The 14211-nt window shown below is 74.6% G+C and carries 8 protein-coding genes, 1 tRNA gene and 2 pseudogenes; 3 read left to right on the top strand and 8 right to left on the bottom strand.

What is annotated here, in order from left to right; all coding sequences use genetic code 11:
• Window positions 1–19: 19 nt before the first annotated feature.
• The 6 genes and pseudogenes from FHU28_RS23910 to FHU28_RS33285 form a co-directional block, all read right to left on the bottom strand.
• On the bottom strand, window positions 20–2308 hold the full coding sequence (locus FHU28_RS23910; RefSeq protein ID WP_184686680.1) for a transglutaminase TgpA family protein: 2289 nt from the start codon (window positions 2306–2308) through the stop codon (window positions 20–22).
• Window positions 2302–3456, bottom strand: a complete 1155-nt coding sequence (locus tag FHU28_RS23905; RefSeq protein ID WP_184686679.1) for a DUF58 domain-containing protein — start codon at window positions 3454–3456, stop codon at window positions 2302–2304. Before FHU28_RS23905 ends, FHU28_RS23910 begins: the two co-directional genes overlap by 7 nt.
• 2 nt (window positions 3457–3458) lie before the next feature.
• Entirely contained in the window at window positions 3459–4454 is a 996-nt protein-coding gene (locus FHU28_RS23900) for an AAA family ATPase (protein WP_043329831.1), read from the bottom strand.
• Between the two features lie 25 nt (window positions 4455–4479).
• Window positions 4480–7044, bottom strand: coding sequence for a fibronectin type III domain-containing protein (locus tag FHU28_RS23895; RefSeq protein ID WP_184689828.1), 2565 nt, complete (start codon window positions 7042–7044; stop codon window positions 4480–4482).
• A gap of 207 nt (window positions 7045–7251) precedes the next feature.
• The gene (locus FHU28_RS23890; protein ID WP_260413724.1) at window positions 7252–8256 is read right to left on the bottom strand and encodes a hypothetical protein; all 1005 of its coding nucleotides are present in this window, start codon (window positions 8254–8256) and stop codon (window positions 7252–7254) included.
• A gap of 2277 nt (window positions 8257–10533) precedes the next feature.
• Window positions 10534–10659: pseudogene (locus FHU28_RS33285) on the bottom strand (hypothetical protein); the annotation flags it as partial.
• 248 nt (window positions 10660–10907) lie between these two features.
• Here FHU28_RS33285 and FHU28_RS23880 point away from each other — a divergent pair.
• The 3 genes and pseudogenes from FHU28_RS23880 (at window position 10908) to FHU28_RS32820 (ending at window position 12443) form a co-directional block, all read left to right on the top strand.
• Window positions 10908–10991 (top strand) — tRNA-Leu (locus tag FHU28_RS23880).
• Window positions 10992–11122: 131 nt separating this feature from the next.
• Window positions 11123–11542, top strand: a pseudogene (locus FHU28_RS32825) (ABC transporter ATP-binding protein); the annotation flags it as partial.
• A 565-nt stretch (window positions 11543–12107) separates the two neighbouring features.
• Entirely contained in the window at window positions 12108–12443 is a 336-nt protein-coding gene (locus FHU28_RS32820; protein ID WP_311773705.1) for an FtsX-like permease family protein, read from the top strand.
• On the opposite strand, the gene FHU28_RS23865 is transcribed toward FHU28_RS32820, so the two are convergent.
• Both FHU28_RS23865 and manD read right to left on the bottom strand, forming a co-directional pair.
• The gene (locus FHU28_RS23865) at window positions 12396–12989 is read right to left on the bottom strand and encodes a gluconokinase (protein ID WP_184686677.1); all 594 of its coding nucleotides are present in this window, start codon (window positions 12987–12989) and stop codon (window positions 12396–12398) included. The genes FHU28_RS32820 and FHU28_RS23865 overlap by 48 nt on opposite strands.
• Window positions 12979–14208 carry a D-mannonate dehydratase ManD gene (manD, locus tag FHU28_RS23860; RefSeq protein ID WP_116506981.1) on the bottom strand — a complete coding sequence of 410 codons (1230 nt, stop codon included), beginning with the start codon at window positions 14206–14208 and terminating at the stop codon, window positions 12979–12981. The genes FHU28_RS23865 and manD overlap by 11 nt, the downstream gene beginning before the upstream one ends.
• Window positions 14209–14211: the final 3 nt, after the last annotated feature.

Below are 14211 nucleotides of genomic sequence, written 5' to 3'. Positions count from 1 at the left end.
ATCCGGTTACGGCTGTTGATCAGCGTCGCCACCGAAGCGGCCCCGGATGGACCGTCCACAGCAACTGTCGCCACCGGGAGTGGGCCGAGCGCAGCGCGTCGGCGAAGCCGACACTCAGCCCGACGGCCCGCTGCGCCTGTTCCGGCGTGACGCTGCCCGGCGCGAAGCTCGCCTGGTTGAGCAGAGCGGCCAGCTCGTCCACCGCTGCGCCATCCGGCTCGTCGATCGCCGCGCCCTCTCCGGGCCGCGCCGTGCGGGCCTCGGCGAGCGTCCGGCGGGCCCGCTCGGCGACCTCCGCCGCCGCCAGGTCCGGCCCGACCGGGTCCCCGGCCAGGCGCAGCGCGTCGGTCAGCTCCCGCCACGCGCCCGCGACCCGTTCACCCGGGTCGGCGGCGTCCAGACGGGAGCGGGTCAACCGGCGGCGCATCGCGTACAGGGCCGCCAGCACCGCGCCGACCAGCAACGCCAGCCCGCCGACGCCGCCGCCGACCAGCACCGGCGTACCCGGGCTGCCCTGCTCGCGGCCCGGCGCGGGCGCGGCGGCCGGGGGAGTGGTGCTCGGCTCCTCGGTGGGCGCGGGCACCTCCGACGGCGGCGGGTCCTCCGGCTGCGGCCGGAAGTCCTCCTCCACCGGGCGGGGCTCCTCGTCAGGACGTGGCATCGGGTCGAACGGCACCCAGCCGACGCCGTCGAACAGCACCTCCGGCCAGGCGTACGCGTCGGCGGCCCGCACCGGCCCGTCGCTGCCGGGCCCGAACCCGACCACCACCCGGGTCGGCAGGCCGGCGAGGCGGCCGAGCACCGCGAACGCGGCGGCGAACTGCTCCGACGTGCCCCGCTGACCGCCGCCGTTGCGCGGTCCGAACAGGAAGAACGCCAGGTTCGGGTACGCATGCCCGCTCGGCGCGTCAGCTGTCACCCGGTAGTGCTCGGCGAGGAACGTGGCGATCGCGTCGGCGCGCGCGTACGGGGCGCCGTTCGACTCGGCGAGCTGGGTGGCCAGCCGGCGCAACGGTTCCGGCGCGCCGTCGGGAACCCGCAGCACCCGGGCCACCTCGTCACCCGCGGGCACGTTCGCCGTGCTCAGCAGGTTCGCGTCCGGGCGCTCCCGCACCGACGACACCTCGTAGCGCAGCCCCGGAGTGAGCCCTTCCGGGCGGATCAGTGTCCCGCTCGCCGGGTCGTACGCCACCCGCGCGCCGGTCACCTCGCGCGGCGTGGGCACCGCCGGCAGCAGCCGCCCGGTCAGGTCCGCCACGGTGATCTCCTGGGTCACCGCCTCCGTGGTGGCGCCCGGGGCCGGGTCGGTGGCGGGCAGGATCCGCCCTGCGTTGCGGTACGTGGCGCCGACCCGCCAGGTCACGCCGTCGTAGTCGCTGAGCACCGCCAGCCGGATCCGGGGCGGCCCGTCAGCGCTCGCGCCATCGACAGTGCGCACGTCCAGCAGCCGCTGATCCGGGTTCAACGCCCACCCGGAGATCCGGATCAACGGGTTCTCGTCCAGCGACTCCACCCGCGGCGGCTCCACGTAACGGCGCGGATCGACCGGCCGCTCGTCGACCTGGGCGGCCACCACCGGGGCGAGCAGTGCCGCCAGCGCCACCACCACTGCCAGCCCGGCCGCGCTCGCCGCCACCAGCCGCAGCCGCACCGCCGCGCGTACCGCTGGGGTCAGACCGGCGACCGGGTCGGACGCCGGGCCGGACGGGCGTCCGGGCGTCGCCAGGCCGGCCGCCGCTACCGCCGCGAACACCACAGTGGCGCCGACCGCCGGTTCCGCGTTCGGCCCGACCACGTAGAGCGCACCGGCGTAGAGCAGCGCCGGCGGCAGGTAGCCCAGCAGCACCCGCCCGGCGCGCAGCGCCACCTCGGCGGCGGTCAGCCCGGCCAGCCAGGCGGCCACCACCGGCACCAGCACGGTGTCCGGGGCCGGCTCGACAGGGATCATCGCGGTCAGCAGCCGGGGGATCGCGTTGCGGGCGGCGTCGGCGGCCACCTCGCCGAGCCCGCCGGGCAGCGCCGCGTGCGTGGCGGCCAGCCGCAGCGACAGCAGCGTCCACCCGGCCAGCGCGGCCACCGACAGCGGCGCCACCAGCCAGGACGGCAGCCGCCGCGCGGCGACGCTGACCAGCACCGAGCCGACCGCCGCGCCGGCCATGAGCCGGGTCAGCAGCGGGTCCGCGTACACCCGGCCCAGCACCACGCCGGAGAGCGCGACAAGCACGATCAGCACGGCCGGCACCGGCACGGCCCGCAACACCCGGGCCACGCGCTCCGCCGCCGCTTCCGTCCCTGGCGGCGTCACCACCGGCGGACCCCGTCCCACTCGGCGGCGAACGCCGCGCCGTCCGCGGCGTCCAGCACCGTGAGGCCCGCCGCGCCGGCCGCCGTCGGCCCGTCCGCGCCGAACATCCCGACCACCACCGACGGGTACGCGCCGCGCAGCGCGCCGACGTGCCCCAGGTCGTCGCGGCTACCCGGCCCGGTCAGGAAGACCAGCGTGTCGCCGAGCCGGTCCCGGCGCAGCCGCCCGGTCGCGGACGGCAGCACCTGCGGCCCGGCGTCCGCCAGCTCCACGGCGGCCAGCTGGTCCAGCGGCCCGGCCGCGCCCTCCGGCTCCACCTCGGCGGGTACGACCAGCAGCAGCTGCACCGGCAGGTCCTCCCGCACCGCTGCGGCCACCACCGAGGCCGCCGCCTCGCACGCCGCCTCGAACGACTCCGCGACACCGCCCACCCGGTCCGGATGCGCCGCGGCCCGGTTGTCCAGCACCACCACCAGGCGCGGCAGGCTGGTGTCCACGTTCTCCCGCACCATCAGCTCACCCACCCGGGCGCTGGTGCGCCAGTGCACGCGGCGCAGCTCGTCGCCCACCACGTACTCCCGCAGCGAGTCGAACGTGATCGACCCGTGCGGCACGCTGTCGGTGCGCCCGTCCAGGCTGCGCCCGGCACCGGTCGGCACCGCGGAGAGCGGGTGAATGCGCGGGTGCACCCACACCGGCACCGTGCCGCCGTAGCCGCGCGCCAGCGCCATCAGCCCCAGCGGGTCCCGGCGCACCACCCGCAGCGGACCCACCGGCACCACCCCACGCCGCTGGGTCGGCACGTCGTAGCGCACCACCGTGTCCCGGCCCGGGCGCAACCGCAGCAGCGGCACCGGCACCAGCGTCCCGGCGCAGCGGTCCTCGGCCACCAGGTTCGCCGCCCGCAGCCGCCCGGTGTTGCGCACGGTCAGCTCCATCGCCGCCGGCTCACCCCGGGCCACCCGGTCCGGGTCGGCCCGCCGAGCCACGCTCAGCCGGGGCCGCCAGGCCGCGTTCAGCACTGCGTAGCCGACCGCCACCCCGGCCGCCGCGCCGAGCACCGTCAGCTCCGGGTACGCGTACCGGAACCCCACGCCGAGCAGCACCAGGGCGGCGACGAGCAGCCCGATGCCACGGGCGGTGATCCCCACGTTCAGCCGTGCACCGGCGTGGCCTGGCCCGTCGGCAACGGCACCGGCACCGACGCGACCGCCTGGCGCAGCACCTCGGCGGACGTCACACCACGCACCTGCGCGTCGGGGGTGAGCAGCAGCCGGTGCGCGAACACCGGCTCGACGAGCGCCTTCAGATCCTCCGGCATGATCCAGCCGCGGCCGTCGATCAGCGCGTACGCGCACGCCGCCCGGGTCAGCGCGATCACCCCACGCGGGCTCACCCCGACCCGCACCTGCGGATGGGTACGGGTCGCTGCGGCCAGCCGCACCGCGTACGCGTAGAGCGGCTCGGCGATGTGCACCCGCCGGGCCATGTTCACCATCTCGCCCACAGTGGCGGTGTCGGTGACGGCGGTCAGCGAGTCGGGGGAGCGGACCGTGGCGCCGCGCAGCACCTCAACCTCGACCGCCTCGTCCGGGTAGCCGACGGAGAGCTTCACCAGGAACCGGTCGAGCTGGGCCTCGGGCAGCCGGTAGGTGCCGTCCATCTCCACCGGGTTCTGCGTGGCCACCACCAGGAACGGCTGCGGCACCGGATGGCGTACGCCGTCCACCGTGACAGTGCGCTCCTCCATCACCTCCAGCAGCGCCGACTGCGTCTTCGGCGACGCCCGGTTGATCTCGTCGGCGATCACGATGTTGGCGAACACCGGCCCCGGGTGGAACTCGAACCCCCGGCTGGCCTGGTTGAAGATGGTCACCCCCGACACGTCGGAGGGAAGCAGGTCCGGCGTGAACTGGATCCGCCGCCACTGCCCCTTCACTGTCGCCGCGATCGCCCGCGCCAGCGTGGTCTTGCCGACGCCCGGCACGTCCTCCAGCAGCACGTGCCCCTGCGCGAACAGCGCGGTCAGCGCCAGCCGCACCACCTGCGGCTTGCCGAGCACGACCGCGTTGACGTTGTCGGCCAGCCGGGCGGCCAGGGCGGCGAAGCCCTGCACCTCCGGCTGACTGAGCGGTTCGTGCGTGTTCACGGATGCGCCTCTCGGGGTGGTGCGGTCAGCAGGTGGGCAGCACGTCCAGGTCGTCGCCGCCCTCCAGGTTGAGCCAGGCCCACGGAATGTACGTCTTGCCCTTGTACTCCACCTGAATCCACCAGGTGCTCTTCTTGTTGTTGTTGTAGATCCAGGCGTCCACGTCCTCGCCCTTGGCCTTGCAGTACGTGCGCAGCCGCCGGCCGTCCGGCACCCAGCCGGCCTGACGGTCGTTGTCCTGCCGGGTGACCTCGAAGATCTCGTTGCCGTTGCGGCCCGGCACATCCTTGTCACAGTACGTCCGCTGGTCGCCGTCCGGACCGTTCTTACAGGTGGCGATGCCGTACACCGGGTCGGTGGTCTGGGCGCGCTCGGCCGTGCCCTTACCGGCGGCGTTCGACGCGGTCAGCGTCACCGTGTACGCGGTACCCGGCGCCAGGCCGGTCACCCGCAGGCTGGAACAACTGCCGCTCGCCGTCTTCCCGCCGGTCGCCGCCGTGCAGGTGGCCCGCCCGCCGCCCGCGTCCACTGTGAACGTGACAGTCACCGACGTGGCGTCCGCGGACGAGCCGGTCACCGTGATCCGCGGCTCGGCCACTGTCCGCGCGGTGGTGCTCGCCTCCGGCCCGGCGCCGGCCTCGTTCACGGCCTTTACCTTCACCGTGACGTTCTGCCCGTTGCCCAGCCCGCCCACAGTGGCCCGCACGTCGGTGACCTCGACGGACTTCCCGGCGGCCTCCACCACGTACTTCGTCACCGGGCGGCCGTTGTCCACCGCCGGGGACCACTGCACCGCAACAGTGCCCGGCTGGTCGGCGACGGTGGACGCGCGCAGCTCGCCCGGCGCCTTCGGCACCGTGAACGGCACCACCGTGTTGCTCACCGGCGACGCCTTCGACCCGGCGCCCTTCTCGCTGACAGCTGTCACTGTGAACGCGTACTGGGTGCCGTACTCCAGTTGCCCGGCCGCCACCACCAGCTCCGTCTTCGCCGACTCGCCCGCCGGGGCGCTCGCACCCGCCGAGGTCGCCGTCACCGCGTACTTCGCGATCTTGTTGCCCTGACCGTCGGCCTCGGGCCAGCTCACCCGCACCGTGCCGTCCGGCCGCGCCTCGGCGGTCACCGACGCGGGCGGGTCCGGCACCTCCGCGGTCGGCACCACCGGGTTGCTGCGCCGCGCCGGCCCTTCACCCTTGGCGTTCACCGCGTGCACCGAGAACGTGTACGTCTCACCGTTCGTCAGGCCGGTCACCTCCAGCGAGCGCTGGTTCGCGCCGACCTGGCGGGTCTGGCCGGCGCCCTCCACCACGTACCTGGTGATCTCGGCGCCGTTCGACGCGGCGGCCTGCCAGCTCACCCGCGCCGAGGCGTCACCGGCGGCGGCGGTGACCGACTTCGGCGCGCCCGGCTTGCCCACCTTCGGCTTCTTCGGCGGGGGCGGAGGCGGAGCGACCGGCGGCGGATCCCCGCCGAGCACGTCGTTGGCGTACTTGTTGACCTCGCGCACCCGGTTCTGGTCGTCGACCACCTGCGCGGTGGACGAGTCCGGCGGGTTGATGAACAGGTGGTTCTCGCGTACCTCCAGCTCGACCGGACCGGGGCGGCCGGAGCCCTTCACGGTCTGCACGAGCTGCCCCTCGGCGTCGAAGGCGTAGACCGTGCCGGTCGTCTCGTCGGCGCAGTAGAACCGGCCCGCCCACGCCACCGCCGGGCTGAGCCGGATGCCGTCGCCCGGCACCGTGAACCGCTTCACCTCGCGGCTGTCCCGCACCACGTGCACCGACCGCTCACCAGGAACCGTCACCGGCACCTGCTGCCCGCTGCTACGGGTCGGCAGGTAGCCCGGCGCGGTCATGGTCAGCTCGGCCCGCTCGGTCCGGCCGCCCACCACCGTCACCAGCGACGTCGAAGTGCGGTCCAGCACCGCCACACCCTCGTCCAGCGTGGACACCACCAGCTCGTGCGCCGGCTCGGCCACGTCGTACGTCTCGACCCGCTTCGGGCTGAGCCCGGCGGGCGGCGCCTCACCGGGCGTCTCCGGCAGCTCGGCGGCGGTGACCGCCGAGACGGTGCCCTCGCTCGGCACCGCGATCCACAGCTTGCCGGCGCCGTCGAACGCGCCGCCGGTGATGCCCGGCGGGTAGCGGACCGGCTCACCCACCGGCGTGAGCGCCCGCGGGTCGAGCTGCCGGACGATGCCCTGCACCGCGTCCACCACGAACGCCGCGTCCTCGTGCAGCGCCACGCTCACCCCGAGCCCCGGCGCGGTCGGCGTGGTCGCGGTGATCTGCAACGTCGCCAGGTCCAGCGAGCTGACCTGGCCGGTCTTGAGGTCGCGCAGGATCAGCAGCCGGTCGGTCTGGGCCACCTGCGTCTGGTGCCGCCGCCCGCCCGGCACCTCCATCCGGGTGTCCACCCGCGCGGTGACGCCGTTGACCCGGGCCAGCTCGCCGCGGGTGGTGCTCCACAGCCAGGAGGACGCGTCGAAGCTCGCCACCGCGTTGTCGGCGGCGCCCAGCCCGAGCACCGTCAACCCCATCGCGGCCAGCAGCGCGGCCACCGTGCCGACGGTCACCAGCCCGCCCCGCATCCGCGACCGTGGACGGGCCGGCTCCGGCCCGGTGCCCGTGACGTCCTCGATGGTGGTCACTGCCGGCTGCCTCCCCGTGTCGGTGGGGGAGGCCCGCCCGCGCGCGGTCGACCCTCCCCAGAGCCGGGAGCCATCATAGGTGCCGCCCGGAGCCGGTGAAACCCGCACCGTCCCCCTGTGGACACCGAGCGTGTCGCCCCTGGACCGTCAGTTCGGCGTGGCGCCGCCCTCCCGGTCCGTGCAGACCTGACCCGAGGTCGAGTACGAATCGGTCGAGTAAACGGCCAGCACGGTGAAGCAGTAGTCCAGCTTCGCGCTCAGCCCGTTCACCGTGTAGCGGGTCTGCCCCGCCTCCACAGTGGCCATCACACCGAGCTTCTGCCCGGCCCGGCCACCCGCCACCACGAACGGCACACCACCGTTCGTCGGGTCGGTCCAGGACACCGTGACCGTCGTGGTGTCGTCGCGCAACGCCAGGTCACCCGGGGGCGGCCCGGCCACCTTCGGCGTCGCGGCGCCGGACGCGGGCACGGGAGCCGGCGGCGGCGCCGCCTCCCGGTTCAGCAACACCACGCCGACACCGACCGCCGCCACCACCGCGAGCACCGCACCCCCCACCACCAGGGCCAGCACCGTGCGGTTGCGGCCCGGGCGCTCCGGCTCCATCGGGTACGCGCCCGGAGGCTGGACCGGCGCCGGCTGGTGGAACATCGGCGGGTTCACCGGCCAGGCGCCCGGCCCCGGCTGCGCCACCGGCTCCGGTCGCGTGGACTCGGGAAAGTCCAGCAGGTCCTCGTAGATCGGCATCGGCCGGTTCCGCTCCGGTGCATCCCCCTCCGGCTCTGCCGCTCGGTCGGTGGGTGCCGGCTCGTCCGTGTCGGGCTCGTCTGTGTCCTGCTCGGGGTCGGGCCGGTCGACCGGCTGGGACGGGGCCACGCTGCTCCACGGCGGCGCGACCATGCCCCAGGGCGGCACGGAGCTTCCGCTGACCGGCGCGGCGCTGACGGGCGCGGCATGTGGTTGGCCCGCCAGTGACGGGTAGTCGCCGTGCCCGGGCGGTCCGCTGACCGGCGGGTAGCCGCTGACCGGAATTCCGCTGATCGGGTACGCGGCAGCTCCGCTCACCGGATGCCCCGGAGGGCCGCTGACCGGGTGTGTGGGCGGCGCGCTGACGGGATGCGGCGCGGGCGTGCCGACGGATGGTGCGCTCACCGGCGGTGTGTGCGTGGGTGGTGAGCCGGCCGGCGATGGGCCGGCGTGCGGTCGTGCTTCACGCGGGGGCGTACTGGCGGCGGGCGCGCCTGCGCTTGTCTGCTTCGCGCTCGCAGCGGCGTCCGTGGTTCGTGCGCCACCTTGGCCGGGGTCGCTCGCACCCGCCTGGTTCATGGGCGGCCCGCTCGTCGGGTGCGTGCTGACGGTTGGTCCGCTCGCCGGGGCTGCGTTCACCGAGTGCGCGGCCATCCCCGGCGCGCTGACCTGGAGTGGGATGGTCGGCGGTGCGCTGGCCGGCGATCCGCCAACCGGGGGTGTGTTGACCGGGGGTCCGCTCACCACGGGTGCGTCGGCCGGAGGTCCGCTGCTCTGAGGGCCGTCCACCGGCCGCGTGCTCACCGGGGGTTCGCTGACGGACCCGGATGCCGAGGGCCTGGCCGTGGTGCCGGCGGCCGCTGTCGCGGCTTGGCGCTCCGACTCCTCCTCCAGCAGCGGGCCGATCTGCTGTACCTGGATCGTCGGCTTGTCCCAGCCCGGTCCACGTCCACCCGGGACGGTCGGTGGCGTACCCGCGCCGGGGCCGCTCGCGCTCGCCTCGATCGCTGCGGGGTGAGCTTCCGAAGTCGCCGCCGTCCCGGTCCCGGCCGTGCGGTCCGTGGCGGGGTACGGGGGAGCGGCTGCGGCCTCGGTGACCGGCTGGACGGGTGCCGGCCGTGGCGTCACGGGGGCCGACGTCGGTGCCGGAGTGGGAGCAGTGGGCGGCGTGGAATCCGCCACGGGCCGAGGGGCACCCGCCGGAGACGTCGTGGAGGCGAGCGTGGTGACCGGCGGCGGAGCGGGTGGGGCCGAGGTGGGGGTCGGCGGGGCGACCGTCACTGGTGGTGGTAGGACCCCGCTCGCCGGTGCGGGGATGCGCGGTGCCGACGGCAGCACGATCGGCGGAGGCGGCAGTGGCACGACTCCCGCCGCCGGCACCCGCGACGGAGGCGGGGTGACGGACGCCGGAGGCGCCTCGGTGCTCGGCCTCGCGGACGGCGGCGAGATGACCGGCGGGGGCGGCAGCGAGGACGCCGGGCCAGGTACGGGCGGCGCCACCGGGCGTCCGTGCACCGGCGTTCCGGCGGCGGGCGCGGTCGTCGGCGTTCCAGGTGTTGCCGTCGGCGTTCCGGGCGCCGCTGGAGGCACCACGGTGCCGGCGACCGCCGGGTGCGGAGGTGGGACCACCGGGGGGCGGGGTGGCACCGGAGTCACCCCGGGGGCGGCGGGCTGCCGACCGTGCGTTCCCGGCGCGACGGGGGTGACACCGTGGGCCGGGGGCACCGGCCGGACACCGGGAATCTGCGGGGCCGCCCCGGCGGCCGAAGGTGGCGACAGCGGGGCGGTGGGTTCGGCAGGCACTACCGGGAACCGGGCGGTCGCTTCCTCGGAGATCGGCGCGAAGCGGGTCGTCGCCTCCGCGGGCGGCGAAGAGGGTGGCGAGGGCGGCGCCCACGGACTCGCCGAGCCGTCCGGCCGCACGGCGGGATGCCGGTGCGGCGGGACCGGAGGGGACGGTTGCGGGGGAGTGCCCTGCGGGTTCGGCACGGGATACGGCGGCTGCGCGGCGCCGGGCGCCGGGGACGCCGGGGCAGGGCGGGGTGCCCACTGTGCGCCGGGTGCCGGCGGAGTCGCGGCAGGCGTTCCCGGGGCGGCGGGGCGGGCCGGCGCGGGTGGGTACGGCGGCGTGATGGCCGGCAGCGACACGGTGGGCTCGGACAGAGCGGGACCGGAGTGGCCGGGAGAAGCGGAATTGGGTTGTCCGGGCAGGACCTGTCCAGGCTGTGCGGACACGGCCGGACCGGAGTGCCCCGGCAGAGCCGGGTTGGGGGGTCCTGGCAGGGGCGGACCGGAGTGTGTTGGCGGTGCCGGGCTGGGGTGTCCCGGCAGGGTCGGATTGGGGCGTCCGGGCAGGGTCGGATTGGGGTGCACGCCGGTAGCGGCGGCGGAGCCGCCGGGAGGTGGGCCGTAGCCGGCGGGAGCGGCGGCGGAGCCGCCGAGGTACTGGCGGGCTGCGCGTACCGCGGGATGGTCCGGACCGAGCACGGCGGCCCCGGCGGTGGCCACGCGGCTGTAGTTGCGGCGGGCCTCGTGCCGGTTGCCCAGCTCCTCGGCGACCCCCGCGAGGTCGAAGCTGAGGGCGAGCATCAGGGGGTCGCCGTCGCCCCGGCGGCGCTCGCCGGCGGCGTAGGCCTCTTCGAGTACGCGCCGGGCGGCGGCCGGGTCGTCGGCCTCGCGGTGCAGCCGGGCCAGCAGGTGGCCGGTGGCCAGGACGTCCTGGTGGTCCTCGCCGTACGCCGGCCGGGCCGCGACGATCGCGTCGGCGAGCAGGCGGCGGGCGCTGGTCAGGTCGCCGGCGGCGCGCATCGCGAGGGCCTGGTGTTGAGTGGCGATCAACGGGGAGGGGTGGGACACGTGAGCAATGCTGCCCGGAATCGCCAGTTGCGCGCTACCCACACGATTGTTATGGCCGCTGACCTGCGGAAACGTGCGGCGTTGGTGCTGATGTGCATGATCGTTCCGGGCCGTGTACAGTAATCCCCCGTGCGGCCCGCCAGGCCGGCCGATGCGGTGAGATGATCACCTTGGCCGACCGGGTAGGCTGGTACGTGCAGGTCCGGGTGGCGGAATGGCAGACGCGCTAGCTTGAGGTGCTAGTGCCCGTATAGGGCGTGGGGGTTCAAGTCCCCCCTCGGACACAAACGATAACCCCACGGTGTGCGCTGAGACCGACTTCAGCGCGCACCGTTTGGTCGCTTGGGTCGCGGTGCCCGTTGTGGGCGGATGGTTGAGGGGTTGGGCGTCAGCCATCGCGGTGATCGTGTGCGCGATGCGGTGGGGCGCGAAGGCGGAGGCCAGCCAAGTGCCGAGCGGGCCGGTAAGTGCGTCCTCGCGCAGGTCCACCCTGCTGCACTGCGCGGCTGGGCTGGAGCGCCTGACCGAGGGGACCGTCACGATCGACGGCATCCGCCTCGACGATCTGGGTGAGGACGAGCTGACCCGGCTGCGCCGCGCCCGGATCGGGTTCGTGTTCCAGGCGGTCAGCCTGGTGTCCACGCTGACCGCGGCGCAGAACGTCGAGTTGCCGCTGCGCCTGGCCGCCCGCCGGCCCGGGACGTCGCCCCCTGCGCTCGACGCGGTGGGTCTAGCCGACCGGGCCGGGCATCGTCCGAGTGAGCTGTCCGGCGGCGAGCAGCAGTGCGTCGCCGTGGCCGGCGCGCTGATCACCCGACCGGCGGTGGTCTTCGCCGACGAGCCGACCGGTGCGCTGGGCCCAGGCCAGTCGGACCAGGCCGTCGCGGCAACCGGGGGCATCGCCCTCCTCCCGACGACGGTCTTCGAGAGGGACCCGAACTCGCCACCGGAGAACCGGCCACTGACCGCGCTCGGCGTGGACGCGGCGGTCTTCGCCGCCGCGAACCGGGCGCTCACCGTCGTCGCCGGCTCACTGGACGACCTGAGCGGCGACGACACCGCCGTCCTCCCGGCCTCGGCGAACCGGCAGCCGGCCGAGCCGTACGCGCTGGTCTTCGCCGATGGGGAGCTGGTGTCGCTGCGCGTCGTCGCGGTCGTCACCGACGACGCGATCCCCGGCGACCTGCTACTGCCCCGATCCGTGGTGCGGGCGCACGACCTCTCGGCGTTCACCTCCGCGGTGTACGTGCAGGACCGGATCGGCCTCCGATCGGAGCGCGGATCGTCGACGTGTCCCAGTGGGCGGCCGAGGCGGGCCGCGCCGAGGATCGCCTCGTCTGGCTCTTCACGCTGCTGCTGGTCGGTCTCGGCCGGCTACGGAGCCCGTCGCGGTGGCGAACATGTTGCTGACGGCCGCCGCCGGCCGGACGGCAGACCTGCGGCTGATCCGGTTGGCCGGTGCGACCCGGAAGCAGGTCGTCTGGCTGGTCACGGCCGAGTCCGCCCTGGTGGTGCTGCTCGGCGGTGTTGTCGCGTTCGTCGGCCTGCTGAGCATCCGTGCCGGCCTCGCCGAGCAGGCCGGCGTACCGGTCGATCTGGTGGCGCCGTGGTCCGTGGCCGGCGGGGTGGTGGGGTGGTGGGCTCTGCCTGTCCCTCGCGGTGCGGCGAGCGCGTTGCCGACCTGGCGGTCACTGCGCCATCGTCCCGCGCGGTCTCCCGTCGGCGTCGCCGGGTGAACCGGTGCCGACGAATGTCCGTCGGGGCAGGCCGAGCCGGTCGACCGCCGCGACGACCAGCTCCTCCGGTGTCACGGCCACGTCCAGCACCACCCCGGGTTCGTTGGGCGTCAGATCCTCAAGGGTGGCCCGCTGGGAGTTGAGCAGACTGGCTGGCATGTAGTGCCCGACCCGCCCGGTCATCCGGGCCCGGATCAGCTCGGCCGGGCCGGCCAGGTGCACGAACTCCACGCTGGGCGGTCCCTGGCGCAGCACGTCCCGGTAGGAGCGCTTCAACGCCGAGCAGGCCAGCACCGTGGACACGCCCTCGGCGTGCCGGCCGGCCATCCAGGCCGCGAGGTCGCGCAGCCAGGGCCAGCGTGCCGCGTCGTCCAGCGGGATGCCGGCGCGCATCCGGGCCACGTTGGCCGGCGGGTGAAACTCGTCCGCCTCGGCGAAGACCAGTTCGGTCAACTCGCTGATCCCCCGCGCCACCGTTGTCTTGCCCGCCCCCGACACGCCCATCACCACCACGTGCCGGGTGGGCGGACGACGGTCACCAGTCATGGACCGTGCCGTCTTTGAGCCGGTTGAACGGCAGGTACGCCGGCTGGTACGGGAACCGGCCCGCGGCCTCCTCGTCGAGCTCCACGCCGAGTCCGGGCTGCTGTCCCGGGTGCAGGTACCCGTCGGCGAAGGTGAACGACTGTCGGAACACCTCGTCGGTGAGCGCCCCGTGCCGCATGTACTCCTGGATGCCGAAGTTGTGGATGGCCAGGTCGAGGTGGAGCGCGGCGGCCATGCCGACCGGGGAGATGTCGGTCGGCCCGTGGATGCCGGACTTGATCTGGTACTGGGCGGCGTAGTCGAGCAGCTTCCGCATGGCGGTGATGCCGCCGGTGTGCGTGACGGCGGAGCGCACGTAGTCGATGAGCTGTTCGCGGATCAGCGTCTGGTAGTCCCAGACGGTGTTGAAGACTTCGCCGATGGCCAACGGGGTGGTGGTGTGCTGCCGGACCAGCCGCAGCGCCTCCTGGTTCTCCGCCGGGGTGCAGTCCTCCAGCCAGAACAGGTCGTACGGCTCGAGCGCCTTGCCCAGCTTGGCGGCCTGGATGGGGGTCATCCGGTGGTGCCCGTCGTGCAGCAGGGGCAGCTCGGGGCCGAACTCGTTGCGAACGGCCTCGAAGACCCCCGGCAGGTGCCGCATGTACGAGCGGGTGTCCCAGTCCTCCTCGGCGGGCAGCGGCGTGCGCTGGGCCGGCTCGTAGTCGTAGCGCTTGCCGTCGACGCTGGGCTGGGCGGCCACGCCGTAGACGGCGTTGATGCCGGGCACCGAGGTCTGCACCCGGATGGCGCGGAAGCCCTGCTCCAGGTGGTGGCGGATGGAGTCGAACAGCTCGGGCAGGTCCCGCCCGGAGGCGTGCCCGTAGGCCAGGATCCCGGTCCGGGAGGCGCCGCCCAGGAGCTGGTAGAGCGGCATTCCGGCGGCCTTGGCCTTGATGTCCCAGAGGGCGACGTCCACGGCCGCGATGGCGGCCATGGTGACCGGCCCCCGCCGCCAGTAGGCCGAGCGGTAGAGGAACTGCCAGGTGTCCTCGATCTGATGCGGGTCGCGCCCGATCAGCAGCGGGACGACGTGGTCGGCCAGGTACGACGCGACGGCCAGTTCGCGCCCGTTGAGGGTGCCGTCGCCCAGTCCGGTGAGTCCCTCGTCAGTTGTGATCTTGAGGGTGACGAAGTTCCGGTCGGGGCTGGAGACGATGACGTCCGCGGCGACGATCTTCATGCC

It is taken from the genome of Micromonospora echinospora (assembly GCF_014203425.1).
Classification (GTDB): Bacteria; Actinomycetota; Actinomycetes; order Mycobacteriales; family Micromonosporaceae; genus Micromonospora; species Micromonospora echinospora_A.
Note: the sequence above shows the minus strand (reverse complement) of the source record. Positions and strands in the feature narration are given on the sequence as shown.

What these genes read in the sequence shown, in the direction of transcription:
- FHU28_RS23865 (WP_184686677.1), bottom strand. Translation starts at nt 12,989, where the DNA reads ATGACTGGTGACCGTCGTCCGCCCACCCGGCACGTGGTGGTGATGGGC.
- manD (WP_116506981.1), bottom strand. Translation starts at nt 14,208, where the DNA reads ATGAAGATCGTCGCCGCGGACGTCATCGTCTCCAGCCCCGACCGGAAC.
- FHU28_RS23895 (WP_184689828.1), bottom strand. Translation starts at nt 7,044, where the DNA reads ATGCGGGGCGGGCTGGTGACCGTCGGCACGGTGGCCGCGCTGCTGGCC.
- FHU28_RS32820 (WP_311773705.1), top strand. Translation starts at nt 12,108, where the DNA reads ATGTTGCTGACGGCCGCCGCCGGCCGGACGGCAGACCTGCGGCTGATC.